Source organism: Pseudomonas sp. TE3911 (genome assembly GCF_054062775.1).
Genome location: NZ_JBSSFP010000001.1, coordinates 1,823,086 through 1,847,641, shown reverse-complemented (window position 1 = coordinate 1,847,641; position 24,556 = coordinate 1,823,086). Strand labels below are relative to the sequence as shown.

At 60.2% G+C, this 24,556-nt stretch carries 21 protein-coding genes; 13 read left to right on the top strand and 8 right to left on the bottom strand.

The genetic code is table 11. The features are described from left to right. Positions 1–211 precede the first annotated feature (211 nt). On the bottom strand, positions 212–1,396 hold the full coding sequence (locus ACVWXD_RS08445) for a DUF2252 family protein (protein WP_032887177.1): 1,185 nt from the start codon (positions 1,394–1,396) through the stop codon (positions 212–214). Positions 1,397–1,600: 204 nt separating this feature from the next. On the opposite strand from ACVWXD_RS08445, the gene ampC reads away from it, so the two are divergent. Then, positions 1,601–2,755 (top strand): class C beta-lactamase, encoded by a 1,155-nt coding sequence (gene ampC / locus ACVWXD_RS08440; RefSeq protein ID WP_457370859.1) that lies wholly within the window; start codon positions 1,601–1,603, stop codon positions 2,753–2,755. A gap of 89 nt (positions 2,756–2,844) precedes the next feature. On the opposite strand, the gene ACVWXD_RS08435 is transcribed toward ampC, so the two are convergent. Both ACVWXD_RS08435 and ACVWXD_RS08430 read right to left on the bottom strand, forming a co-directional pair. Next, positions 2,845–4,122, bottom strand: coding sequence for an ATP-binding protein (locus tag ACVWXD_RS08435; RefSeq protein ID WP_032887179.1), 1,278 nt, complete (start codon positions 4,120–4,122; stop codon positions 2,845–2,847). Beyond that, positions 4,123–4,830, bottom strand: coding sequence for a winged helix-turn-helix domain-containing protein (locus tag ACVWXD_RS08430; protein WP_457370858.1), 708 nt, complete (start codon positions 4,828–4,830; stop codon positions 4,123–4,125). A gap of 157 nt (positions 4,831–4,987) precedes the next feature. On the opposite strand from ACVWXD_RS08430, the gene ACVWXD_RS08425 reads away from it, so the two are divergent. Further along, positions 4,988–6,187: an MFS transporter gene (locus ACVWXD_RS08425; protein ID WP_457370857.1), complete on the top strand. Its 1,200-nt coding sequence runs from the start codon at positions 4,988–4,990 to the stop codon at positions 6,185–6,187. On the opposite strand, the gene miaE is transcribed toward ACVWXD_RS08425, so the two are convergent. After that, positions 6,143–6,745, bottom strand: coding sequence for a tRNA-(ms[2]io[6]A)-hydroxylase (miaE, locus tag ACVWXD_RS08420; protein WP_032887182.1), 603 nt, complete (start codon positions 6,743–6,745; stop codon positions 6,143–6,145). The genes ACVWXD_RS08425 and miaE overlap by 45 nt on opposite strands. A 150-nt stretch (positions 6,746–6,895) precedes the next feature. Here miaE and ACVWXD_RS08415 point away from each other — a divergent pair, with 150 nt between their 5' ends. Then, positions 6,896–7,759: a universal stress protein gene (locus ACVWXD_RS08415; protein WP_032887183.1), complete on the top strand. Its 864-nt coding sequence runs from the start codon at positions 6,896–6,898 to the stop codon at positions 7,757–7,759. Between the two features lie 72 nt (positions 7,760–7,831). On the opposite strand, the gene ACVWXD_RS08410 is transcribed toward ACVWXD_RS08415, so the two are convergent. After that, the gene (locus ACVWXD_RS08410) at positions 7,832–8,302 is read right to left on the bottom strand and encodes a DUF1289 domain-containing protein (protein ID WP_181643311.1); all 471 of its coding nucleotides are present in this window, start codon (positions 8,300–8,302) and stop codon (positions 7,832–7,834) included. A gap of 396 nt (positions 8,303–8,698) precedes the next feature. On the opposite strand from ACVWXD_RS08410, the gene acnB reads away from it, so the two are divergent. Continuing rightward, positions 8,699–11,308, top strand: coding sequence for a bifunctional aconitate hydratase 2/2-methylisocitrate dehydratase (acnB, locus tag ACVWXD_RS08405; RefSeq protein ID WP_032887185.1), 2,610 nt, complete (start codon positions 8,699–8,701; stop codon positions 11,306–11,308). Positions 11,309–11,949: 641 nt separating this feature from the next. On the opposite strand, the gene ACVWXD_RS08400 is transcribed toward acnB, so the two are convergent. Together ACVWXD_RS08400 and ACVWXD_RS08395 are read right to left on the bottom strand one after the other, a co-directional pair. Next, a complete protein-coding gene (locus tag ACVWXD_RS08400; RefSeq protein WP_457370856.1) occupies positions 11,950–13,599 on the bottom strand; it encodes a SulP family inorganic anion transporter in 1,650 nt (549 codons plus the stop codon). Between the two features lie 144 nt (positions 13,600–13,743). After that, positions 13,744–15,021 (bottom strand): serine/threonine transporter, encoded by a 1,278-nt coding sequence (locus tag ACVWXD_RS08395; RefSeq protein WP_032887187.1) that lies wholly within the window; start codon positions 15,019–15,021, stop codon positions 13,744–13,746. Between the two features lie 237 nt (positions 15,022–15,258). Here ACVWXD_RS08395 and ACVWXD_RS08390 point away from each other — a divergent pair, with 237 nt between their 5' ends. The 6 genes from ACVWXD_RS08390 (at position 15,259) to ACVWXD_RS08365 (ending at position 20,524) form a co-directional block, all read left to right on the top strand. Next, a complete protein-coding gene (locus ACVWXD_RS08390; RefSeq protein WP_032887188.1) occupies positions 15,259–15,453 on the top strand; it encodes a hypothetical protein in 195 nt (64 codons plus the stop codon). 139 nt (positions 15,454–15,592) lie between these two features. Continuing rightward, complete coding sequence (locus ACVWXD_RS08385) at positions 15,593–16,546, top strand: 2-hydroxyacid dehydrogenase (protein WP_457370855.1); 954 nt, start codon at positions 15,593–15,595, stop codon at positions 16,544–16,546. 129 nt (positions 16,547–16,675) lie between these two features. Further along, positions 16,676–17,743: a phosphotransferase family protein gene (locus ACVWXD_RS08380; RefSeq protein WP_181643313.1), complete on the top strand. Its 1,068-nt coding sequence runs from the start codon at positions 16,676–16,678 to the stop codon at positions 17,741–17,743. A gap of 23 nt (positions 17,744–17,766) precedes the next feature. Next, positions 17,767–18,534: an SDR family oxidoreductase gene (locus tag ACVWXD_RS08375; protein ID WP_032887191.1), complete on the top strand. Its 768-nt coding sequence runs from the start codon at positions 17,767–17,769 to the stop codon at positions 18,532–18,534. A gap of 70 nt (positions 18,535–18,604) precedes the next feature. Further along, positions 18,605–20,038 (top strand): MocR-like pyridoxine biosynthesis transcription factor PdxR, encoded by a 1,434-nt coding sequence (gene pdxR / locus ACVWXD_RS08370; RefSeq protein ID WP_122756529.1) that lies wholly within the window; start codon positions 18,605–18,607, stop codon positions 20,036–20,038. 84 nt (positions 20,039–20,122) lie between these two features. Further along, the gene (locus ACVWXD_RS08365) at positions 20,123–20,524 is read left to right on the top strand and encodes a cupin domain-containing protein (RefSeq protein ID WP_122753039.1); all 402 of its coding nucleotides are present in this window, start codon (positions 20,123–20,125) and stop codon (positions 20,522–20,524) included. A 151-nt stretch (positions 20,525–20,675) separates the two neighbouring features. On the opposite strand, the gene ACVWXD_RS08360 is transcribed toward ACVWXD_RS08365, so the two are convergent. Further along, positions 20,676–21,305, bottom strand: a complete 630-nt coding sequence (locus ACVWXD_RS08360; protein WP_181643316.1) for a DNA-3-methyladenine glycosylase I — start codon at positions 21,303–21,305, stop codon at positions 20,676–20,678. Between the two features lie 217 nt (positions 21,306–21,522). Here ACVWXD_RS08360 and ACVWXD_RS08355 point away from each other — a divergent pair, with 217 nt between their 5' ends. The 3 genes from ACVWXD_RS08355 to ACVWXD_RS08345 all read left to right on the top strand — a co-directional run bounded on the left by ACVWXD_RS08355 (position 21,523) and on the right by ACVWXD_RS08345 (position 24,401). Continuing rightward, positions 21,523–22,848 (top strand): C4-dicarboxylate transporter DctA, encoded by a 1,326-nt coding sequence (locus tag ACVWXD_RS08355; RefSeq protein WP_177326439.1) that lies wholly within the window; start codon positions 21,523–21,525, stop codon positions 22,846–22,848. A 148-nt stretch (positions 22,849–22,996) separates the two neighbouring features. Further along, positions 22,997–23,698, top strand: a complete 702-nt coding sequence (locus ACVWXD_RS08350) for a FadR/GntR family transcriptional regulator (RefSeq protein ID WP_095184588.1) — start codon at positions 22,997–22,999, stop codon at positions 23,696–23,698. Between the two features lie 16 nt (positions 23,699–23,714). Continuing rightward, the gene (locus tag ACVWXD_RS08345; protein WP_260368019.1) at positions 23,715–24,401 is read left to right on the top strand and encodes a GntR family transcriptional regulator; all 687 of its coding nucleotides are present in this window, start codon (positions 23,715–23,717) and stop codon (positions 24,399–24,401) included. Positions 24,402–24,556 lie beyond the last annotated feature (155 nt).

Genomic DNA, 24,556 nt, shown 5'->3' with positions numbered 1-24,556 from the left:
TGTAAGCGCGGAACCCTAAGCCGCCGTTACCGCAGAGATGGATACGTACCCCAACCAACATATGAGTCGACTGTCAGGCCGCCATCGGGAGCAAGACCCCTCCCACATTTGGAAAGGGGACCATCAGTCAAATGGCGTAACCCTGGCCGCCGTTGACGCAGAAACAGACATGTACCAGCTCTCCTACGCAAAACCCATCACCCCCTCGACATCAATGCTCCAAAGCATACCGCCGGCAATGATCCAAATACCCCTGCTCATGACTCCCCACCAGCTGCACCACGCTGGTCCACAACCACGAAGGCGCATCCAACTCCCTTGACCGGTTTTCCTGCAAAACCGCCATCCAATCCTTACGAGTCGCCCGATCCATCTGCCGGGCATGAGCAACGCCAACCACCCGAGCCAAATAACCCGCAGCGTGCATCGCGTCGGTCTCACTCAACTCATCCAACTCCAACTTCATGTCCTGAGGCAGCAGTTCGCGAATAAAAAACCCGTGATCCAGAAACCGCGTAGCCACCATCCGCTCGCCAAGGCCCGGCGACAGCTGACGCGCAGCTTCCACAACCCGGCGGGCGTTGTCCCTCGGCATCTTCGCCCGTGCGGCCCGGGGTGCAGCGGCGCCGACCGCCTCCTTGATATCGATCAGGCAATACGCCTGATCATCCTTATCACCAACACCGAGCAAGGCCGCGTAGCGCAACAAGCCAAGGGAGCTGCAGCCCTTGACCCAATAAGCGCAATCCAAAAGTTCGACCTTGGCATCCTTGGGCCGGCCTTTGAGCGAAGTAACCAACTGGTGGATCTCGTCCGACGCGCAGACGACTTTCAGCGCACTTTTTTCGGCCCGCGACAACGGCCAGAAATGCTTGCCTAACGGGATGGTCGGCCGGGCGCTTTCGATGCGCTCACGGGCCAAGTGCTTCCAGGTGCGCGCCACGGCGTTGCGCATCCCCGCCTTGACCTGGGACGGGCGTGGCGGCGTTTCATCGGGTTTGTCTTTGAAGGCTTGCTCGTAGCCCACCATCATTTCTTCAAGCATGCGTGCGGTGGTTACCCCCGGCAGGTCCGAGCCTCGCGCAGCGGTCGCCAGGGACAAGGCCAGGCGCACCAGGTCGTGGGCCGGGTTGCCAATCACTGCCTGGTCCAGGTCGCGGATATGCATATCGATGCGCCCCTTGGTGTCGCCGGTGGGGCCAAGGTTGCCAGCGTGGCAGTCGCCGCAGATCCAGATCGCTGGCCCGCGGGGCAAACGGCGTCCAGGCAAGCTGTGCAGCCACTCGTAGAATTGAACAGTACTGCCGCGCACATAAGCGTGGGCCGAGCGCGCCATCTTGAGGTTTCGCAGTTGGGTCAGGTGGGGCATACGAGCGGAGGGGCGCGGTGTTTTCATGAAATAACTCAGTACAGGTGTAGCGGTAGAGCGGTGCGCCTCGGAGAATGTTTCATTATGTTTCTAAAAAATTTATCACGTTGGCCTTCTCCCGTTATACCCAGGCAAGAGACTTCATCGTTTGCCCAAAGCAGGCGAACTGCCTATATTTGCCTCCCCCGCGAGGGTCTTTTTTTAATCGATCACTTTCATGGAAACACTCTCATGCCCCTATCTATGTTCTCAGGCATGCGCAATCTCACGGCGGTAGCCGCCCTTGTCGCTACCGGCCACTGCCTGGCCGCGACCGATCTGCAGGCGGTGGTGGACGCGAGTGTCAAGCCGCTGATGCAGCAACAGTCCATTGCCGGTCTTGTGGTCGGCGTGGTTCAGGACGGCAAAGCGCACTATTTCAACTACGGCGTCGCGTCCCAGGAGACGGGGCAGCCCGTCAGCGAGAACACCCTGTTCGAAGTCGGGTCGGTGAGCAAAACCTTCACCGCCACCCTCGCCGGTTATGCGGCGGCCACCGGCAAACTCAAGCTTTCGGCCCCGGCCAGCGACTACCTGCCTGCCTTGGGTGGCGGCAAGTTTGATCACATCAGCATTCTTAACCTCGGCACCTACACCGCCGGCGGCCTGCCTCTGCAATTTCCACCGGAGGCTGACAACAATCAGCACATGATCAGCTACTTCCAGCAGTGGAAGGCCAACTTCGCCCCAGGCACCCAGCGTTTGTATTCCAACCCGAGCCTGGGCCTGTTCGGCTACCTGACGGCGCAGAGCCTCAAGCAACCGTTCGATCAGGCGATGGAAAAAACCCTGCTGCCCAAACTTGGGCTCAAGCACACCTTCGTCAAGGTGCCGCCGAGTCAGATGAGCCTCTACGCACAAGGCTACGGCAAGGATGGCAAACCGGTGCGCGTCGGCCCCGGCGCCATGGACAGTGAGGCTTACGGCATCAAGACCAGCGCCTCGGACTTGCTGCGATATATGCAAGCCAACATGAACCCGGCGAAGCTGGAAAGCGCCGTGCAACGCGCGGTCAGCATCACTCATACCGGCTACTACACCGTCGACGGCATGACCCAAGGGCTGGGCTGGGAAATGTACCCTTATCCCATCACGCTCGATGCGTTGACTGACGGCAACTCCACACCAATGGCCATGGAGCCGCACAAGGTGAACTGGCTAACCCCTGCCCAAGCGCCCCACGCCAACACGCTGGTGAACAAGACCGGCTCCACCAATGGTTTTGGCGCCTATGTGGCCTACGTGCCGAGCAAGGGATTAGGGGTGGTGATTCTGGGGAACAAGAACTACCCGAATGCAGAGCGGGTGAAAGTCGCCCATGCAGTGTTGAGTGCGCTGGACCATTAAAGCCGGACACGAGCCCACCCTGTGATGAAGGGCTTGCTCAGCCACAGCAAGCCCTCCACCACATTTGACCTTCATCGTGTTCATAAACGTTATTCAGCATTCGCCCACGTCATCCGAAACGACGCCCCGCCCCGCTCCGAATCCTGCACATGCACCTGCCCGCCATGCCATTGGGACACTCGCTGCACCAGCGCCAGGCCCAGGCCGAAGCCGCCGGTACGGCGATCACGGCTGGCATCCAGGCGCATAAACGGTTGGAAGATCTTCGCCCGGCTCTCCTCGGGTACACCCGGGCCGTCGTCACATACCCGCACTTCATAACCGTTGCCGAATTTGATCAGTGAAATGTCCACACGGTGCTCGGCGTAACGGATGGCATTGCGCAGCAGGTTGATCACCGCTCGCGCCATGAAACGCGGCTCGATCTGGATCACGTCCACTTCGCAGGTGCGCAACGACAGGTGTATGCCCGCCGCCTCCGCCTCCAGGGCCACGCTACCGATCACGCTGTCGAGCCAGCTATGGGCTTCGATGCGCTCGCGAGTGACCTGGGTCGCGCCGCGTTCCAGGCTGGCGTAGGTCAGCAGTTCGGAGACCATTTCCTCCAGCTCGCCCAGGTCGGCGTACATATCGGCGATCAATTCGCTGCGCTGACGCGGGTCGGCCTGCTGCTTGAGTTGGTCGAGTTCAAACGACAATCGTGCAATTGGCGTACGCAGCTCATGGGACACCGCATTGGTGAGTTCGCGCTGGTTGGCGATCAAGCTCTCGATACGCTCGGCCATCTGATTGAAGTGCCCGGCCAGCTCGCGCACGGTGGAGCGGCGCGGCAGCAGGATGCGCGAGCCGAGGTCGTTGTCGCCAAAACGTTGTGCGGCCAGACGGATGTGCTCCAAGTCACGCCAATGCGGACGCACCCAGAAATACAGCACTACCGCCAGGCACAGACCCAGCAGGCTGTAGGCCCACAGGTATAGCCATTTCGGCTCTGCCGGCAGTTTGATTTCGAGCAGTTGTGGACCGCTGTCGACCGAGGCGATGAACTCCATGAAATCGCCACGCACTACCAAGTGGCCGGCCGCCAACAATTGTTGTTCACGGGGGGTCAGGGCCAATTCATCACGCTGGACCAGTTTCAGCAGCAAACCATAATGTGGCTGCAATTGGGCCAGCCGCGCCGGGCGCGCATCGGCTGGCAACGGGCGCAACTGCTCCACCAGACCGTACGCCGGGCCACGCATGGCTTCGCGATTATAGGTTTCGTTGGCTTCGGGCAGCAGTTCATCAAAGGTGTAGTTGACCAGCCAAATCGCCCCCGCCAACCCCAGCGCGAGGATGATGTACAGGCGCATGTATAAGCGCAGCATCTAGACCTCCCAAGCAAACGGATTGAACAGATACCCCTTGCCCCAGATCGTCTTGATACACACCGGCTCACGTGGGTTGTCATTGAGTTTGCCACGCAGTTTGCTGATGTAGACGTCGACGCTGCGGTTAAGGCCGTCGAACGCGATGCCGCGCATGCGGTTGAGAATGTCATCGCGGGAAAGAATGGTGCCGGCGTTGCTGGCCAGCAACCACAGCAATTCGAACTCCATGGTGGTGAGGTCGATCTTTTCGTCCCCCAGGCTGACGACCCGGCAACTGCGGTCGATGGCCAACCGACCGAACGCCAGCGCCCCGCGTACGGTAGGCTCCGGCAATTGGCGGCGTTGCAGCGCACGCAGGCGCGCCAGCAGCACCGGCGGTTTGATCGGTTTGATCACGTAGTCGTCGGCGCCGGATTCCAGGCCGAGGATATGGTCCAGGTCATCCTCCTTGGCGGTGAGGATCACGATGGGAGTGTCGGACACACTGCGAATCTCGCGGCACACCTGTAGGCCGCTCTGGCCCGGCAGCATCAGGTCGAGTACGACCATTTTCGGTTTGAACGCCAGGAACGCCGCCAAGGCTTCATCACCTCGGTGTACCACGCGAGGCTCGAAGCCATGTTGTGATAAAAAATGCGCGATCAGCCCCGCCAGCCTCTCGTCGTCCTCAACAAGCAGAACCTTACCCTGACCCAGGTTTTCCATACGTTCTCAGTGCGCGCACGCGGATTGAAGAGGCGGCATTATAGGTGGCAAGCTGGGCAACTGAAGCAGATAGCCAACGGGCGTCGCTGAAGCTTCATGTTTTTAAGAGTTTTTTACAAATAGCCTGCATTCTTTAACGCCAATCACAGGGAGTTGTATGCGTAAGGATTACCTGGCGTTCTTTGTTTCGCTGTTCCTGTCGCGTCTGGCGGATCAGATCCTGTTGTTTATCGTGCCGCTGATCGTATTTCAAACCACCCAAAGTGCGTCGTGGGCGGGCCTGGCCTTTTTTATCGAGTCGCTGCCACGCTTCCTGGCCTTCCCGGTGTGCGGCGCCGTGTGCGACAAGTATTCGCCCGTGCGTATCCTGCATATCAGCCAGGTCTACCGGGCGCTGGCCTGTGTGGTGGCTGTGGCGCTTTACGGGATGTTCGACGGTATCTACTGGCTGGTGCTGCTGTCCGCGCTATGCGGGGTGCTGACCACCCAAGGCATCATGGCCCGGGAGGTGCTGATGCCGCATATCTTTGCGCAATACAGCTATGCCAAGACGTTGTCCTACTCCCAGATCGCCGACCAATCCGGCCTGGTACTGGGGCCGTTGTTGGCCGCGCTGATGCTGGAGGTGTGGGCCTGGCATTGGGTAGTGCTGGGGGTTGCAGGGCTGTTCGTGTTGGCAGACCTGGCGATGCGCGCGTGGCAACGTAACACCTCAGTCAACCCGCAGCCCCATCAGCAGCACCGTGATATCTGGCTGCAACCGCTGCGCATCGCCGTCGCGCATATCCGCAACCTGCCGGGGTTGAAACGCCTGATTGCGCTGACGGTGGGCGTGAACCTGCTCATTGGCGCCACCCTGGCCACTTCCGCCGCCATGGTCACTGGCGATTTCAACGCCGACAAGGATGCCTACGCGCTGCTGCAAGCGGCAGGTGCGCTGGTGACTATCGTGATTCTGTTCTACCTGTCGCGCACGACCTTGCCGTTAAAACGCCTCGGCGGCGTGTCTTACGGACTGATCACTGTGGGCGCGCTGATCATGGCGGTCAGCCCCAGCCTGTGGGCTTACAGCCTTGGCTTCCTGCTGGTTATAGGCTTCGACAAGATGTACAGCGTCTATATGCGCAGCGTGCGCCAGCAGGTCATCCCGGTAGAGGACTTTGGCAAGACCGTCGGCATGATCACCCTACTCAATAACCTGCCACAGCCCCTGGCCGGCCTGGTGATTGCCGTGCTGGCAGCGCCCTTGGGCACGCAAACGGTGATCCTGCTGCTGACCGGGATCACCGCACTGATCGGCGTGGCCGTCGCCTCAGGCCGGCACACCACTGTGAAAGCGAAACTCGACGTCAGGTGACTCGATCAATTCCTGCTCGGCCGCCCTCACCCGCTCGATTACCTGAGCGATATCCTTTGCATCGCCATACTGGTAGGCCAGCTTCAGGTAACCCTGGAAATGCCGCGCCTCGCTTTTCAGCAGGCCGAAGTAGAACTTGCTGAGTTCTTCGTCCAAATGCGGCACCAACGCTTCGAAACGCTCGCAACTGCGCGCCTCGATAAACGCCCCGACTACCAACGTATCCACCAATTTCACTGGCTCATGGTTGCGCACGACTTTGCGCAGGCCCGAAGCATAACGGCTGGCGTGCAACTGGCGCAGTTCAATCTTGCGCTTTTTCATCAGGCGCATGACCTGTTCGTGGTGCACCAGTTCTTCGCGGGCCAGGCGCGACATCATGTTGATCAGGTCGACATGGCCGTGATACTTGGCGATCAGGCTCAAGGCGGTGCTCGCGGCCTTGAATTCGCAGTTCTTGTGGTCGATCAGCAGCGTTTCCTGATCGGCCAACGCGGCCTGGACCCAGGCGTCGGGGGTGCGGCAACCGAGGAATTCGTGGATTTCTGGCAGGTTCATCGGGCTCACGGGCAAAAGGATCACAAAAGGCCGGCGATTATACCGACCACGCCGCAGACCACCAGCCACCGGCCTTGATGTGCATCAACATGACGGCTGCCGGGCAGCAACTATAGTTATTCCACGCCCACTCTTTTGGAGATCCCGACCATGCAAGCCATCCGCAGTATCCTGGTGGTCATCGAGCCCGAGCATTCGGAAAGCCTGGCCCTCAAGCGCGCCAAGCTGATCGCCGAGGTTACCGGCGCGCACCTGCACTTGCTGGTCTGCGATAAAAACCATGAGCATTCGGCGCTGTTGAGCCTGCTCAAGGCGGGATTGCAGGAGGATGGCTACAGCGTGACCACCGAACAGGCGTGGAATGCCAGCCTGCATGAAACCATCATTGATGTGCAGCAGGCTGAGGGCTGCGGTTTGGTGATCAAGCAACATTTTCCCGACAGCCCGCTGAAAAAGGCGCTGCTGACACCGGCGGACTGGAAGCTGCTGCGCTTTTGCCCGACACCAGTGTTGCTGGTCAAGACGTCCACGCCATGGGCTGGCGGGGTGATCCTGGCAGCAATTGATGTGGGCAATACCGACAGCGAGCACCGTTCGCTGCACAATTCGATCATTGATCATGGCTTCGACATCGCCAGCCTCGCCAAGGCGCAGCTGCATGTGATCAGCGCCCATCCGTCGCCGATGCTGTCAGCGGCGGACCCGACGTTCCAACTCAAGGAAACCATCGAAGCGCGCTACCGCGAGCAGTGCCAGGCGTTCCAGGCTGAGTTCGACGTGGACGACGCGCACCTGCATATCGAGGAAGGCCCGGCGGATGTGCTGATTCCATTCGCGGCGCACAAGTGGCAGGCAGCAGTGACCATCATCGGTACCGTAGCGCGCACCGGAATTTCCGGTGCACTGATCGGCAACACGGCGGAGGTGGTGCTGGATGCTGTGGAAAGTGATGTGTTGGTGCTCAAGCCGCAGACATTGATGGATCACCTGGAAGAGCTGGTCACCAAACCCTGACGCCTATCCTCCAGATAACCGACGTCCAATGTGGGGGGCGGCTTGCCCCCTCCCACATTCCGATTTTTGCCGTCAGGTAGAGAGCGCATCCCTGAGGAACCCTGGGGCGATATAGCGCTGGTAGTGGGCCTCGGACAGGATAAAGAACTCACGGTCGATGGCATCGCGCAGTTCCGGCAACGCCCATTCACGAAACTCCGGCAACAGCACCATGCCGTACGCCTCCAGGTTATTGATGACCCGCGCACCGCGCGCAATCAACTGGTATGCCCAGCAGTACTCGGATTGGTGCGGCACGAAGCGGATCTTGCGCTGCTCCAACTGACCGCGCAGGGTCTTGGGGTCGAAAATCTCCAGTTTGCCGGCCATCACCTGCACCAGCAGTTGCTCCAGGCGCAGCCATACCGCACGTTTTTCTTCTTCGCTATAGCCATTCCACAGGATTACTTCGTGGTGGAAGCGCTTGCAGCCACGGCACACCAGATCGCCGTAAACTGTGGAGCACAGGCCGACGCAGGGGGTCTTGATGGTTTGGTTGGACATGGGCAATGACACGCAAATCAGCGAAACAGTGCGCCATGTTAGCCCTTTGTCTAAGGTTGATCACCCAGCAAACTTGCCATGGCAACTTACCTTTAGAAATTTTTTGCCGTAGAATCATCCGGCCTTGTAAGGCGCCAATAATCCGCTGGAAGCTGTTTTCAAAGCGTCACGAGCACAGTCGTTCCTTCAGAACGGTGTTGGCGCGGACTTGACCCCGGTAGGTCAACAACCGCGCCAACCCTCATCAGCTCCGTTCTGCAGGCGTAAAACTTTGAAAGCAGCTTCTGTGAGGAATGCCGGCAGCGCTGGCTTTGCGGCCCAAAAAGCCCCCGAGCGCATGCGTGCCGTTCATTTCTGGATGAGCGTCCCGTGGGACCACTGATGAGGGTAATAACTGTGCTTGAAGCCTACCGCAAACATATCGAAGAGCGTGCAGCCCTGGGTATTGTTCCCCAGCCGCTTAACGCCGAACAAACCGCAGGCCTGGTCGAGCTGCTGAAAAATCCTCCAGCCGGCGAAGAAGAATTCCTCGTTGACCTGATCACCAACCGCATTCCACCTGGTGTTGACGAAGCTGCCTACGTCAAGGCCGGTTTCCTGTCTGCCCTGGCCAAGGGCGAAGCCACTTCCCCCCTGATCGACAAGAAACGCGCTGTTGAACTGCTCGGCACCATGCAAGGCGGCTACAACATCGTGACGTTGGTCGAGCTGCTGGACGACGCCGAGCTGGCGCCTGTCGCCGCGGCCCAACTCAAGCACACCCTGCTGATGTTCGACGCGTTCCACGACGTTGCCGAAAAAGCCCGCAACGGCAACGAGCACGCTAAAGCCGTAATCCAGTCCTGGGCTGACGGCGAATGGTTCCGCAACCGCCCTACCCTGGCCGACAAGATCAGCCTGCGCGTATTCAAGGTCACCGGCGAAACCAACACCGACGACCTGTCCCCTGCTCCGGACGCCTGGTCCCGCCCTGACATCCCGCTGCACGCCTTGGCCATGCTGAAAATGGCTCGCGAAGGCATCGTGCCGGACGAGCAAGGCAAGACCGGCCCGATGAAGCAGATCGAAGAAATGCGCGGCCAAGGCTTCCCGATCGCCTACGTCGGTGACGTGGTCGGTACCGGCTCTTCGCGTAAATCCGCTACCAACTCGGTACTGTGGTTCTTCGGCGACGACGTACCTTACGTACCGAACAAGCGTGCCGGCGGTTTCTGCTTCGGCAGCAAGATCGCTCCGATCTTCTACAACACCATGGAAGATGCTGGCGCACTGCCAATCGAATTCGACGTGACCAACATGAACATGGGCGACGTCATCGACCTGTATCCTCATGCTGGCAAAGTCTGCAAACACGGCACCGATGAAGTCCTGACCACCTTCGAAATGAAGACCCCGGTCCTGTTGGACGAAGTTCGTGCCGGCGGCCGTATCCCGCTGATCATCGGCCGTGGCCTGACCGACAAGGCTCGCGCCGAATTGGGTCTGGGCCCTACCGACCTGTTCAAGCTGCCTGAAGCACCGGTCGACACTGGCAAGGGTTTCACCCTGGCCCAGAAAATGGTCGGCAAGGCCTGCGGCCTGCCGGAAGGCAAAGGCGTTCGTCCAGGTACGTACTGCGAACCGAAGATGACCACCGTGGGTTCCCAGGACACCACCGGTCCTATGACCCGTGACGAACTGAAAGACCTGGCGTGCCTGGGCTTCTCGACCGATCTGGTAATGCAGTCTTTCTGCCACACCGCGGCTTATCCAAAGCCGATCGACGTGACCACCCACCACACCCTGCCTGACTTCATCATGACCCGTGGCGGTGTATCGCTGCGTCCAGGCGACGGCATCATCCACAGCTGGCTGAACCGCATGCTGCTGCCGGATACCGTCGGTACCGGTGGTGACTCCCACACCCGCTTCCCGATGGGCATCTCGTTCCCAGCCGGTTCCGGTCTGGTCGCGTTCGCCGCAGCCACTGGCGTAATGCCACTGGACATGCCGGAATCGATCCTGGTGCGCTTCAAAGGCAAAATGAAACCTGGCATCACCCTGCGTGACCTGGTTCATGCCATTCCTTACTACGCGATCCAGTCCGGTTTGTTGACTGTCGAGAAGAAAGGCAAGAAAAACGCCTTCTCCGGCCGCATCCTGGAAATCGAAGGCCTGAACGACCTGACGCTGGAACAGGCTTTCGAGCTGTCCGACGCCTCGGCCGAACGTTCGGCTGCCGGTTGCACCATCAAGCTGTCGAAAGAGTCCGTCACCGAGTACCTGAACTCCAACATCACCCTGCTGCGCTGGATGATCGGCGAAGGCTACGGCGATGCACGCACCCTGGAACGTCGCGCTCAAGCGATGGAAGCCTGGGTAGCCAACCCAGAGCTGATGGAAGCCGATGCCGACGCGGAATACGCCGAAATCATCGAGATCGACCTGGCCGAAATCAACGAGCCGATCCTCTGCGCACCAAACGACCCGGACGACGCTCGTCTGCTGTCGAGTGTTGCCGGCGAGAAGATCGACGAAGTGTTCATCGGTTCGTGCATGACCAACATCGGTCACTTCCGCGCTGCCGGTAAGTTGCTGGAGCAGGTCAAGGGTCAGCTGCCTACCCGTCTGTGGCTCTCGCCGCCGACCAAGATGGACGCTCACCAACTGACCGAAGAAGGCTACTACGGCATCTACGGCAAGGCTGGCGCGCGCATGGAAATGCCGGGCTGCTCGCTGTGCATGGGTAACCAGGCACGTGTAGAACCGAACTCGACTGTTGTGTCGACCTCGACCCGTAACTTCCCTAACCGTCTGGGTGATGGTGCCAACGTCTACCTGGCCTCGGCTGAGCTGGCGGCAGTAGCCTCCACCCTGGGTCGCCTGCCGACCGTCGAAGAGTACATGGGCTACGCGGCGAAACTGGACACCATGGCCAGCGACGTCTACCGCTACCTGAACTTCGACCAGATCGCTGAGTTCCGCAAGATCGCAGCAAGCGCCAACATCCCGGTGATTCAAGCCTAAGGTGTTGATGTAACAAAAACGCCGCGTATCGCAAGATACGCGGCGTTTTTTTATGCCTGGAATATAAACACATTCAATTGATCCCTCTGTCACTGACCCACCGCTATCGGGAGCAAGCCCCCTCCCACAGTTTTGACCGCGACGGGCGACCTTATACCTTCAACCGCACCACCGCCTGATCCTCAAGGTGGGCTGGCTGAAGACACCGATCCAAATGTGGGAGGGGGCTTGCCCCCTCCCACAGTTTTGGCCGCGACGAGCAACCTTATACCTTCAACCGCACCACCGTCTGATCCTCAAGGTGAGCTGGCTGAAGACACCGATCAAAATGTGGGAGGGGGCTTGCCCCCTCCCACAGCTTTGACCGCAACGGGCGACCTTATACCTTCAACCGCACCATCGTCTGATCCTCAAGGTGAGCTGGCTGAAGACACCGATCCAAATGTGAGAGAGGGCTTGTCCCCTCCCACAGCTTTGACCGCAACGGGCGACCTTATACCTTCAACCGCACCACCGTCTGATCCTGAAGATGAGCTGGCTGAAGACACCGCTCCAAATGTGGGAGGGGGCTTGCCCCCGATGGGCGAGTCAGTTGACGCATCTGCCACTGACCCACCGCTATTTGGAGCAATCCCCACGCGTCACGCCTTGCTCACCTCCAGCGCCAGCTGCACCGCGCCATCGACGCTCAAGCCACTGAGCAGCACATGGGACGCCAATGCTTCGGGCAGCCCCTGCAACACCTCGCGCGCGTCATGCCGCACGCGGGCAAGTACCAGGCGCTTGCCCTCCCCGTGTACTTGCGCAAAAAAAGCCGCCAGCGCTTCGATGCTGGTGCCGTCGAGGTCCGGCGATTCTTCCAGGCTCAACACTACCGCCTGCGCCTGGGAATGACGCATCAGGCGCAAGGCCGCGCCCAGGATGCGCTCGGCATTCGCAAAAAATAGCGCTTCGCTGGGCCGCACGATCAATACCCCCGGGACGGCCAGGGCATCGGCATGGTGCAGGCGGTCGACAAAGTCATGGCTGTCACCCAGGCGGCCCAGCACTTGAATGTCGGCCGACGACATCTGGCGCAGCATCAACATCACACTGATTGCGACCGCGAGCAGCAAACCATCCAGCACGCCCAGCACCAGCACCGCCGCCACCGCACAAATCACCAGCACGCGATCGCGGCGCCACAGGAAATAACGCCCCAGCGGCTGCAAACTCAAGCCTCGACCCAGGGCATAGATGACGACGGCCGCCAACACCGGCTCCGGCGTGAGCGCGACATAGGGCAGCACCGTCAGCACGATCAGCAATATCACCAGCGCCGCGACAATCCCCGCCAGGCGCGAATAGGCGCCGGCCGCCTCGTTGGCCGACGTCGCCGAATACCCGGCACCGGCCGGCATGCCGTGGAACAGACCGGAGACCAGGTTGGCCACTCCCAGCGCAAGCAGGTCACGGTTGGAGGACACGCGGTCGCCATGCTTGAGCGCGAACGAACTGATAGAGCCGTAGGACTCCGCGTACAGGACCATCACCAGCGCAAACGCCAATTCCCCGAGGCGCAGCCAGTCGGCAAACGGCAGCATCGGCAAATGCCCCAGCTCCAGGCGCAGGTCGATCATGCCGATCTGCGCCACGCCATAGGCCTGCAGGTCCAGGTACTGCCCGGCAGCGATGCCGAGCACCACGACCACCAGACCACCCGGCAGACGCGGGAAGCGTGCGCACAGCCACAACACCAGCAACGCCAGCCCCGCCACCAGCGCCGCAGGCCAGTTCCAACGCGGTAGCTGCTCCAGCAACTGCGGCAGAAAACGGATCAGGTTGTTATCGGTCAGGTGCACGCCCACCACACTGGCCAATTGCTTGAGGATGATGGTCAGCGCCAGGCCGAAGGCGAAGCCACGCAACACGGGCTTGGCGATAAACGAAGTGACGCCGCCAAGTTTCAACAGGCCGGCCAACAGGAAAAACACCCCGGTGAGCAGTACCAGCCCGAAGGCCAGGGAAAGCCTCAGTGCCGGGTCATCTCCCGCCAGGCTCGCCGTCGCCGCCGCCAAAACGGCCGCCGACGACGAGGTAGCCGAAACAATCGCAAAGCGGCTAGTGCCGAACAGGCCGTAGCACACCAGGCCTGCAAATAAAGCGATCACCCCGGCCTGGGGCGGCAGCGCGGCGATACTGGAATAGGCGACGGCTTCCGGCAGCAGCAAACCCGCGATGGATAAGCCAGCCAGCAGGTCTTGGATGCGGTTCGACGGTACGGCAACGGGTGCATCGGTTTCAGTCTTCAATCGGCCCAACCCATCCTGGCAAAAAGCGTGCGTAAGCTTAGCCCTCATTGCTCGGCTGCGGTTGAGCCGCATCAGCTTTTGCGCGGGCAAAAAAAAGCCGATTCGCGCTATGCGCGAATCGGCTTGCTTGCGTGAGCCCTGGGTTCAGGACAGCAGCGAGTAAATCAATGCAGTAATTGCCACCAGGCCCACTGCGGTGACAAACACGTTGGACGCGTGCCCACGGTACTTGGCCATGGCCGGCACCTTGCGGATCGCGTACATCGGCATCAGGAACAGGATCGACGCAATGATTGGCCCGCCCAGGGTCTCGATCATGCCGAGGATGCTGGGGTTCAGCGTGGCGACGATCCAGCACACCACCAGCATGAAGCCCGCAGTCATACGGTCCAGCGTCTTCGCAGCTGGACGGCGACCGCTTTTGAGCACCAGACCCTTGAGGCCCTCGCTCGCGCCGATGTAATGACCGAGGAACGACTTGGCAATCGCCACGAACGCGATCAACGGTGCAGCGAACGCGATGGTCGGGTTGTTGAAGTGGTTGGCCAGGTACGACAGGATCGACAGGTTCTGCGCCTTCGCTTCAGCTAACTGGGCCGGCGACAGGGTCAGCACGCAGCTGAACACGAAGAACAGCACCATCACCACCATCAACAGGTGCGCGCGGGACAGGATCTGCGAACTGCGCTCATCGGCGTGTTCGCCGTACTGGCGCTTCTGGTCAACCGCGAACGCCGAGATGATCGGGGAGTGGTTGAACGAGAACACCATCACCGGAATCGCCAGCCACAGGGTATTGAGCAAGGCCGAAGGCGCCGGGACCACACTCGCGGTGCTGAGGATGCCACCGTTCCAATGCGGGATCAGGTACACCGCAAGGAACAGCAAGGCGACGATAAACGGGTACACCATCATGCTCATGGCCTTGACGATCACTTGTTCGCCGCAACGCACCACCGCCAGCAAGCCGAGGATCAGCACAAACGCCAGCAGCGCCCGTGGCGGCGGCATGATGTGCAACTGGTGCTCCATAAAGCTGCTGACCGTGTTGGTCAGGGCCACGCTGTAGATCAGCAGGATCGGGAAAATCGCGAAGAAGTACAGCAAGGTGATCAGTGCACCCGCTTTGATACCGAAATGCTCTTCGACCACATCAGTAATGTCCGAACCTTCACGGCCGGAGAGCACAAAACGGGTCAGCCCACGGTGGGCAAAGAAGGTCATCGGAAACGCCAGCACTGCCAGGATCACCAGCGGCCAGAAACCGCCCAGGCCGGCGTTGATTGGCAGGAACAAGGTACCGGCGCCAATGGCGGTGCCGAACAGGCCAAGCATCCAGGTGGTGTCCTGGCGGCTCCAGCTTGTGAGGGTTGCAGGTGTCGTTGCATAGCGTTCGTCGACGCTATTGGCCTGATCATTCATCCGGTCGGATCTCCGCATTTACACGGCCGGGACGAGTCAGAAAAACCTGACAGGCAGCGCCCCGACCATAGAAGGGGCCGGATTGTCCGGGATTCTTTTGAATAAGCAAAGACTTAGCTGAGGAATGGTTGTACGAAGCAGATCAATCCAATTGACGACAATTTGTTCCAGTCAGGAACGTGACGCCTGTTTCGCCCACTCAGAGGGAGCCTTATCACGAACCTTGGAGATTCAACCATGACGATTTCAAACCTCAATCTGTCCCACGCCGGCCACTTGGTCGACAGCGTGGCGATGCATATTGCCGATCAAATCGCGGCACAAGATAAGCCCAAGCCACAGCAGCCTCCCAGCTTCCCTTTTAACGGCATTGAATACGCTGCTGCGCCCAAACCGAACAACACAATGATCCCAATGCCTCGCATCGGCTAAGACTGCGCGACTCACCAGGGCGTGGATCCATGCTATGGATTCACGGCCCTCTACCCGCCCCCTGCGGACCTTGCATCACCGCCCTATAAAATGTCGCATACTCTCTCTTCCATCCCGCCCCACAAGGAAGAGCCGTCCGATGACCACCACTGTTCTGGTCCTGGTTGAAACCATCAACGACTACCTGCAAATCATCGAGAGCAATGACTTTCATGTGATCCTGGCGCCAACTCCAGCCGAACGTGCCCAAGCCATCAAGCGCCATGGCGGCCAGATCAACGCCGTGTTGACCCGCGGCCCCCTGGGCCTTTACGCCGACGAAATCGCTGCGCTGCCGCTGCTGGAAATCATCTGTGTGATCGGCGCCGGTTACGAACATGTTGACCTGCAGGCCGCCAGCAATCGTGGGATTGTCGTGACCAACGGCGCCGGGGTGAATGCGCCGTCGGTGGCGGACCACGCTATGGCGCTGTTGCTGTCCCTGGTGCGCGGCATCCCGCAGACCGACGTCGCCGTGCGGCGCGGTGAATGGCCCAAGGTGATGCGCCCTTCCCTGGGCGGCAAGCAACTGGGCATTCTTGGCTTGGGCGCCGTGGGCCTGGAAATCGCCAAGCGCGCCGCCCTCGGATTCGGTATGGAAGTGAGCTATCACAACCGTCAGCCCCGTGAAGATGTGGACTACACCTACTGCGCCAGCGCCGTGGAGCTGGCGCGCACTTCGGACTTCATGATCCTGGCCACGCCCGGTGGCCCGAGCACCCGTCACCTGATTGATCGTCACGCCCTGGATGCTCTGGGGCCGAATGGCTACTTGGTCAATATTGGCCGTGGCAGCGTGGTGGTTACCGCCGACCTGATCACCGCCCTTGAACAGCGCCGCATTGGCGGGGCTGCGCTGGATGTATTCGACGACGAACCCAAGGTGCCCGACGCCCTCAAGCACCTGAGCAATACCGTACTCACCTCCCATGTGGCCGGCCTTTCACCGGAAGCCGCTCACGACACCGTGCAACGGGTGGCCGACAATCTGGTGGAGTACTTCGCCGGCCGACCAGTGCTCACGCCGGTCGCGTTACCCGCGCCCGTAAAATGACCAATCAGGCACGCTGATCATCATCCAACACGCTAACCTATTAAGCCGCCCCGACCTTGTCGCTGGGCGGTCGTGCGCATTAGATTAGGAAATAGTCCAAGGCCTTTAGAATAAGCAGAAGGGATAAGCATGGCGCTGAACGACCAATCGACCCAGATTCGCCCAGGCGAAGAACTTGACGCTGGCCTGATCGATCCCTATCTCAAGGCCCATATCCCGGGCCTGAGCGGCACGCCTGCGATCAGCCAGTTCCCCGGCGGCGCGTCCAACCTGACTTACCTGTTGGAATACCCTGGGCAGGAATTCGTCCTGCGCCGCCCGCCCTTCGGTCACAAGGCCAAGTCAGCCCATGACATGGGCCGTGAATTCCGCATTCTCAATCAGCTAAAAGATGGCTTCCCGTATTGCCCCAAAGCCTATGTGCATTGCACCGATGAGTCGGTGATCGGCGCTGAGTTCTACGTGATGGAACGCGTCAAGGGCATCATCCTGCGCTCCGACCTGCCGCCTGAGCTGGGGCTGGATGCAACCAAGACCGAAGCACTGTGCAAAAGCTTTATCGACAAGTTCGTCGAGCTGCACCAAGTCGACTACACCGCCTGCGGACTGGCCGACCTGGGCAAACCCGAAGGCTATGTGGCACGCCAGATTCGCGGCTGGAGCGACCGCTACGAAAAGGCCCTGACCCCCGATGCGCCCAAATGGGAGGCAGTGCGGGCCTGGCTCAACGACAAGATGCCGGCCGACCACCCGACATCAAGCATCGTGCATAACGACTACCGCTTCGATAACGTGATCCTCGACCCGCACAACCCGATGCAGATCATCGGCGTACTGGACTGGGAGCTCACCACACTCGGCGATCCGCTGATGGACTTGGGCAACACCCTCGCCTACTGGATAGAGGCCGCCGACCCCGCGCCGGTGCAACTGATGCGCCGCCAGCCAAGCAATGCGCCCGGGATGCTCACCCGCCGCGAGTTCGTCGACTACTACGCCGAACGGTCGGGCATCCAGATCGATAATTTCGACTTCTATTACACCTACGGCCTGTTCCGCCTGGCCGGCATCGTTCAGCAGATCTACTACCGTTTCTTCCATGGCCAGACCCAGGACAAACGCTTTGCTCAGTTCATTCAGATGAACTCACTGCTGGAGCAAATGAGCCTGAAGGTAATCGCTAAATCAGCCCTCTGATCGCACAAAAACAAGGAACCCCCATGTCCAAGACTCATCTGTTCGACCTCGACGGCAAAATTGCGTTTGTCTCCGGCGCCAGCCGTGGCATCGGTGAGGCCATCGCCAAGTTGCTGGCCCAGCAAGGCGCCCATGTGATCGTCTCCAGCCGCAAGCTAGAAGGCTGCCAGCATGTGGCCGACGCAATCATCGCCGACGGCGGCAAGGCCACTGCGGTTGCCTGCCATATTGGTGAAATGGAGCAGATTAGCCAGGTGTTCGCCGGCATTCGCGAGCAGTTCGGCCGCCTGGATATTCTGGTCAACAACGCAGCCACCAACCCGCAGTTCTGCAACGTGCTGGACACCGATCTGGGCGCGTTCCAGAAGACCGTTGACGTGAACATTCGCGGCTACTTCTTCATGTCGGTGGAAGCCGGCAAGCTGATGCGCGAAAACGGCGGCGGCAGCATCATCAACGTGGCCTCGATCAACGGCATCTCGCCGGGTGTCTTCCAAGGCATCTACTCGGTGACCAAGGCCGCGGTGATCAACATGACCAAAGTGTTCGCCAAGGAATGCGCTGAATTCGGCATCCGTTGCAACGCCCTGCTGCCGGGCCTGACGGACACCAAGTTCGCCTCGGCGCTGGTGAAAAACGATGCGATCCTGAAAATGGCCCTGGCGCAGATCCCGCTCAAGCGTGTGGCCGACCCAAGCGAGATGGCCGGCGCGGTGCTGTTTCTGGCGAGTGACGCGTCCAGCTACACCACCGGTGTGTCGCTGAATGTAGACGGTGGTTTCCTCTCCTGACTTCGCCCGGGTTTCTACAGGTCGATTTACGCGTAACCTTGGCGTAGATCGATTTGTCTCAGAGTGAAACATGGAACTGCACATCGTCATCAAAGGCCGCAAGGACCTGGCGGCCCAGCTTTATCAGCAATTGCGCGAAGCCATTGCGGCCGGGCGTCTCGCGGCAGGCGCGCAACTGCCGCCCAGCCGCCTGCTGGCCGAGCAGTTGGGCGTATCGCGCAAGACCGTGTCCGATACCTACGCCACGTTGACCTATGAAGGCTTGCTGGTGGGAAAGATCGGTCGTGGCACCTTCGTTAACGCTTGGGCGCCCCCAGCGGATCGCCTGCAAACTGCCACCGACCTGGCCTGCGCCAACAACCTGGCTAAATGGCAGGCGCTGCCCTCGCCGATGCGCCACCCCACACGCGACAACCTCCTGCGCTACGAATTTCTCGGCGGCGCCACCAGCCGCAATCAGTTCCCACAAGACGAATGGCGACGCTGCACCCAGGACGCCCTGCGCCGCATTGCCCAGAACAGCGGCTTCTACAGCCAACCCGAAGGCTTGCCGGCACTGCGCAGTGCCATCGCCGGGCATATCGCCTTTTCCCGAGGCGTCAAATGCCGCGATGACGACATCGTGGTCACCAATGGCGCGCAACAAGGGCTGGACCTGCTGGCCCGCGTGGTGCTGGAACCAGGCAGCATCGTCGCCATGGAAGACCCTGGCTACAGCCCCGCACGCCAGTTGTTCCAGGCGATGGGCGCCCGCGTCGCCAGTGTGCCAGTGGATGACCAAGGCATTCAGGTGGATCAGATCCCCGACGGCACCCGCTTGATCTATGTGACCCCCTCCCACCAGTTCCCCCTCGGCATGCCCATGAGCCTGGCGCGCCGTGAAGCCTTGCTGGTCCGCGCCTTCGACCTGGGGGCGATCATCATCGAGGACGACTACGACAGTGAATTCCGCTACGAAGGCCGCCCCACCGACTCCCTGCAAAGCATGGACACCCGCGGCGTAGTCACTTACGTCGGCACCTTCTCCAAAACCCTGCTGCCCGAACTGCGCCTGGGCTATCTGGTGCTGCCGCCGGCGATCCACGGCGCGGTACTCAAGGCCAAGCAATTGACCGACCAGCACAGCTCCACCTTGCCGCAATGGGCGCTGGCCAAGTTCATCAGCGAAGGCTACCTGCTCAAACACATCCGCCGCTGCCACTCCGTATATGCCGGGCGTCGTGAGCGCATCCTGCAACGACTGGCCGGGGATTTGTCGCCGTGGTTCGAAGCCGTGCCCACCGTGGCGGGGTTTCATATGGCGGCGCTGTGCAAGGTGCCGGTGAGCATTCCGTTGCTGATGACATTGGCGCGTGAGGCCGAAGTGGGTTTATACCCGCTTGATGTGTTCTTCCACGACGCACCGGTGCGCCCTGGGCTGATTATTGGATTCGGCGCCATCGAAACCCTGGATATAGACCCGGCGCTGGACAAAGTGCGCGACATTCTCAAACAGATTGGCTAGGGGCTTTTCCGGCGGATTGGTCATTGGTCGGCCAGGTTCTGCGGCGTAGGGTGGACAGGTCTCGAACTACTCGGAAACCCGAACATGAAACGCCTGCTCGCCACCACCCTGATGCTCGCTTCACTCAGCGCCTTTGCCCACGAACCGGTGTACAACCAGGAGTCGATCAAGGTGCTGCAGGAGCACGCCCTGACCAACGTGCCCGGCAAGAAAACCATCATGCTCACCGTTGATTACGCCCCCGGCCAGGCCACCGTTCCCCATAGCCATACGGGGACGGCGGTGGCCTATGTGCTGGAGGGCGCGATCACTTCGCGAGTCAATGATGAGAAGGCGATAACCTACAAGGTCGGCGAATCGTTCTACGAGCCCGCGGGTTCGCGGCACTTTGAATCCAGCAATGCCAGCCAGACCCAGCCAGCGAAGTTACTGGTGGTGATGGTGTTGGATGACAAGGCCGAGGTGCTGACCCCTCTTCCAAAATGATCAGCTAAGACATCTATCAGAAGTATGGGCGGTCGCTAAATGTGGGAGGGGGCTTGCTCCCGATAGCAGTGCGTCACGACACCCATTTGGCTGAACTACCGCTATCGGGAGCAAGCCCCCTCCCACAGTTTTGACCGCGTTGAGTCAGGGACTAGGGGCGTTTGAATAGGCAGCGCAGTTCTTCGATCCTTGACCGGCACACACAGCCCTCAAGGTGATCATTGACCATCCCCATCGCCTGCATCAGCGCATACATCGTGGTCGGACCTACAAAGGTCCAGCCACGTTTTTTAAGGGCCTTGGACAGTCGCACCGAGGCCGATGAGGTGGGGTTGCCCGTCCAGTAAGCCAGGTCCACCACCGCCGGGCGCTCTTCATCACCCGGCTCGAACGCCCACAACCACCGCGCCAGCGATCCGGTTTCATCCACCAGCTCACAGGCCCTGCGCGCGTTGTTGATGGTGGACACGATCTTGGCCCGATTACGCACAATCCCCGGATCCTGCATCAGCCGCTCTATATCAGCCTCGCCGTACTGCGCCACCCGACGAAAATCAAAGCCCTCGAACGCCGCACGAAACTGCTCGCGCTTGCGCAAAATGGTGATCCACGCCATCCCCGCCTGAAAGCCTTCCAGGCAAATTTTCTCGTACAGCTGGACATCGTCCGCCACCGGCACACCCCATTCCTGGTCGTGGTAACGCGGATATTCCGGCGCCGAGGTGCGCCAGCTGCAATGGGTGTGGCCCGCTGCGTCAGTGGTCAATCCTGGAGTGTCCATCCATCACCTCATAAGCCGAGCGGCGGATGATAGACGAAAATTTTTCCAGCCCGCCAACCGCTCAAGCATCGCCCTCAGCGACCAACTGGTCAGACCGGGACTTGTCAATCAACCAATAATGACTTGTGATTTCGAAAAAACCCGGCGTAGACTGGCCCCGCACTGGACTTACCGGTATGACCACAACAATTAAGCCCTGGAACCACCAGGGCACCGAATAGAGATCCCTCCCATGCTCAGATGGTGCTCGCGTTCGATTTTCCTGCAAGTCGTAATTGGCCTGATGCTTGGCATCATCTGCGGCCTGGCCCTTCCCGAATTCTCCTCGCAACTCAAACCCCTGGGTGACGGCTTTATCAAGCTGATCAAAATGCTGATTGGCCTGATCGTGTTCTGCGTCGTGGTCAGTGGCATTTCCGGCGCCGGCGACTTGAAGAAAGTCGGACGAATCGGCCTCAAGTCGGTGATCTACTTTGAAATCCTCACCACCATCGCCCTGGTGATCGGCCTGGTCATGGCCTTCAGCACCGGTATCGGCCAAGGTGCCAATATCCACCTGGAGCAGCTCTCCTCCGCCGGCCTCAATGAACTGGCCGACAAGGGCCAGCACATCAAGGGCACCAGCCAGTTCCTGATGGACCTGATCCCCAACTCGGTGATCGGCGCCTTTGCCGACAACAACGTGCTGCAAGTGCTGCTGTTCTCGGTGCTGTTTGGCAGCGCGCTGAACCTGGTGGGCGAAGCGGCCTCAGGCATCACACGGCTGATCAATGAGCTTAGCCACGTGATCTTCCGCATCATGGGCATGATCGTGCGCCTGGCGCCAATCGGTGTGTTCGGCGCGATTGCCTTCACCACCAGCACTTACGGCCTGGACTCCCTGCAACACCTGGGCAGCCTGGTTGGCCTGTTCTACCTGACCTGCTTTGCCTTCGTCGGACTGATCCTGGGCCTGGTAATGCGCCTGTCGGGCCTGCGCATGCTGCCGTTGCTTAAGTACCTGCGCGAAGAACTGCTGATCGTGATGGGGACCGCCTCCTCCGATGCCGTGCTGCCGCAGGTCATGCGCAAACTCGAACACCTGGGCATTGGTAGCTCCACCGTGGGCCTGGTGATTCCAACGGGGTATTCGTTCAACCTCGACGGTTTCTCGATCTACCTGACCCTGGCCATCGTGTTTATCGCCAACGCCACCGGCACGCCGCTGTCGATGACTGACTTGCTGACCATCCTGCTCGTGTCGTTGATCACCTCCAAAGGCGCCCACGGGATTCCCGGCTCTGCGCTGGTAATTCTGGCGGCAACGCTGACAGCAATCCCGGCGATTCCGGTAGTGGGCCTGGTGCTGGTATTGGCGGTGGATTGGTTCATGGGCATCGGCCGCGCACTGACTAACCTGATCGGCAACTGCGTCGCCACCGTGGCCATCGCACGCTGGGAAAAAGACATCGATATCCAGCGCGCCAACAAGGTGTTGGACGGCCAGCAAGGGTATGCCTTCCAGGCCAAGAAACCGGTGCTGCCGGCCCACCAGGAATTCTAACGCTGTCTCATGGGCAACACTGGCTAATGTGGGAGGGGGCTTGCCCCCGATGAGGACGGTCAGTTGATAGATCTGTAACTGATCCACGGCCATCGAGGGCAAGCCCCCTCCCACATGACTGTATTAGCAACATTAAGGAAGTATCGACGTGATCAGCACCTCAACGGTCGTCAATTCAGTCGTAGAAAAACTCCGCGCCGCCCTGGCGCGAGGTCAGTGGCGCCGGGGCGAAATGCTGCCCGGCCAGCGCGAACTGGCCGAACAGATGGGCATCAGCCGCCCCAGTCTGCGCGAAGCGGTGATCGTGCTGGAAACCCTCGGCCTGGTGCGCTCCATGCCCGGCAAAGGCGTGGTCGTGCTCGAAACCAGCGTCAGTGAACCCCAATCCAGCGACGCCGTGGCCGACGCCAGTCTCGAAGACCTCCTGCAACTGCGCTACACCCTCGAACCCTTCATCGTCGGCCTTGTGGCCCAGTCCATCAGCAGCAAGGAAGTCGGCCAATTGCGCTTGACCCTAATGGACATGCGCGAGGCTCTCGACGCTGGTGACGCCGAAGCAGGCATGAACGCCTACATCGGCTTTCACGAAGAACTCTTCGCGCTCACGTCCAACCCGATTTTCCAGAACGTGGTGCAACAGACCAGCAACGCCCTCAAGCAAAGCGCCCAGGTTCTGCGCAACTCTCCTGAACACCTGGCCGAGCGCCTGCAGGAAAACGACGCGGTGGTGCGCGCCATACGCAACAAGAACAGCGCCCTGGCCAGCGCAGAAATGCGCAAGCACATCCTCCAGGAAGGCCTGCGCATGGGTATTCGCTTGAACATCCCGGACGACCATCTGGGCAGCTGACTTTTTGGAGACGACCATGACCGCCCACGCCCTGCACCGCGAGCCCTTCCTCCCCGCCCTGCGCCTGGTAGCCGGTAAAAAGCCAACGGTGGATGACATCTACCCACGGCTGTTCGACGCGATCCTCGAACAACGCATCGCCCCGGCCAGCCGCTTTACAGAAGAAAGCCTGGGTGAAACCTTTGGCGTGAGCCGCAGTGTGATTCGCCGCGTATTGGCCAAGCTGTCTCATCAGCAAGTGATCATCCTGCGTCCCAACCAGCGCGCTCAAGTAGCGGCACCGGACGCACAGCAGACGCGGCAGATCCTCGAAGCACGGCGCATGACCGAAATCACCGTGGTGCAACTGGCGTGTGCCCAGGCCACGGCGACGCAGATACGCCAACTGCGCGAGTTGATTGCTCGCGAACGCGAGTGCATTGAACGCGACCAGCGTGGGCCGGCGATTCGCTTGTCGGGGGAGTTTCACCTGCAACTGGCGGTGATGGCGGGGAATGGTCCGTTGGCGCAGTTCCTCAACAGCCTGGTGCCGTTGACGTCGTTGATCATTGCCCAATTCGAAGCAAAAGCCTGCACGTATTGCGCGTGGCAGGAGCATGTGGCGATTGTGGATGCGGTGGAGCAACGCGACTCAAGCACCGCCGTGGCGCTGATGAGCCAACACCTGGATCATCTGGAAGCCAAGTTGCTGAAACACCATTAATCTCCAGATAAAACGAGATCAAAATGTGGGAGGGGGCGTGCCCCCGATAGCGGTGGGCCAGTCATGAAGAGGCTGGCTGACACTCTGCTATCGGGGGCAAGCCCCCTCCCACAGTTTTTGGGGTGTTTGATAAAGGGCATTCCAACAAAAAGCCC

Excerpts from the sequence above, each read along its gene's own strand:
- ACVWXD_RS08445 (WP_032887177.1), bottom strand. The coding sequence starts at position 1,396 with ATGAAAACACCGCGCCCCTCCGCTCGTATGCCCCACCTGACCCAACTG.
- ampC (WP_457370859.1), top strand. The coding sequence starts at position 1,601 with ATGCCCCTATCTATGTTCTCAGGCATGCGCAATCTCACGGCGGTAGCC.
- ACVWXD_RS08435 (WP_032887179.1), bottom strand. The coding sequence starts at position 4,122 with ATGCTGCGCTTATACATGCGCCTGTACATCATCCTCGCGCTGGGGTTG.
- ACVWXD_RS08430 (WP_457370858.1), bottom strand. The coding sequence starts at position 4,830 with ATGGAAAACCTGGGTCAGGGTAAGGTTCTGCTTGTTGAGGACGACGAG.
- ACVWXD_RS08425 (WP_457370857.1), top strand. The coding sequence starts at position 4,988 with ATGCGTAAGGATTACCTGGCGTTCTTTGTTTCGCTGTTCCTGTCGCGT.
- miaE (WP_032887182.1), bottom strand. The coding sequence starts at position 6,745 with ATGAACCTGCCAGAAATCCACGAATTCCTCGGTTGCCGCACCCCCGAC.
- ACVWXD_RS08415 (WP_032887183.1), top strand. The coding sequence starts at position 6,896 with ATGCAAGCCATCCGCAGTATCCTGGTGGTCATCGAGCCCGAGCATTCG.
- ACVWXD_RS08410 (WP_181643311.1), bottom strand. The coding sequence starts at position 8,302 with ATGTCCAACCAAACCATCAAGACCCCCTGCGTCGGCCTGTGCTCCACA.
- ACVWXD_RS08395 (WP_032887187.1), bottom strand. The coding sequence starts at position 15,021 with ATGAATGATCAGGCCAATAGCGTCGACGAACGCTATGCAACGACACCT.
- ACVWXD_RS08390 (WP_032887188.1), top strand. The coding sequence starts at position 15,259 with ATGACGATTTCAAACCTCAATCTGTCCCACGCCGGCCACTTGGTCGAC.
- ACVWXD_RS08385 (WP_457370855.1), top strand. The coding sequence starts at position 15,593 with ATGACCACCACTGTTCTGGTCCTGGTTGAAACCATCAACGACTACCTG.
- ACVWXD_RS08380 (WP_181643313.1), top strand. The coding sequence starts at position 16,676 with ATGGCGCTGAACGACCAATCGACCCAGATTCGCCCAGGCGAAGAACTT.
- ACVWXD_RS08375 (WP_032887191.1), top strand. The coding sequence starts at position 17,767 with ATGTCCAAGACTCATCTGTTCGACCTCGACGGCAAAATTGCGTTTGTC.
- pdxR (WP_122756529.1), top strand. The coding sequence starts at position 18,605 with ATGGAACTGCACATCGTCATCAAAGGCCGCAAGGACCTGGCGGCCCAG.
- ACVWXD_RS08365 (WP_122753039.1), top strand. The coding sequence starts at position 20,123 with ATGAAACGCCTGCTCGCCACCACCCTGATGCTCGCTTCACTCAGCGCC.
- ACVWXD_RS08360 (WP_181643316.1), bottom strand. The coding sequence starts at position 21,305 with ATGGACACTCCAGGATTGACCACTGACGCAGCGGGCCACACCCATTGC.
- ACVWXD_RS08345 (WP_260368019.1), top strand. The coding sequence starts at position 23,715 with ATGACCGCCCACGCCCTGCACCGCGAGCCCTTCCTCCCCGCCCTGCGC.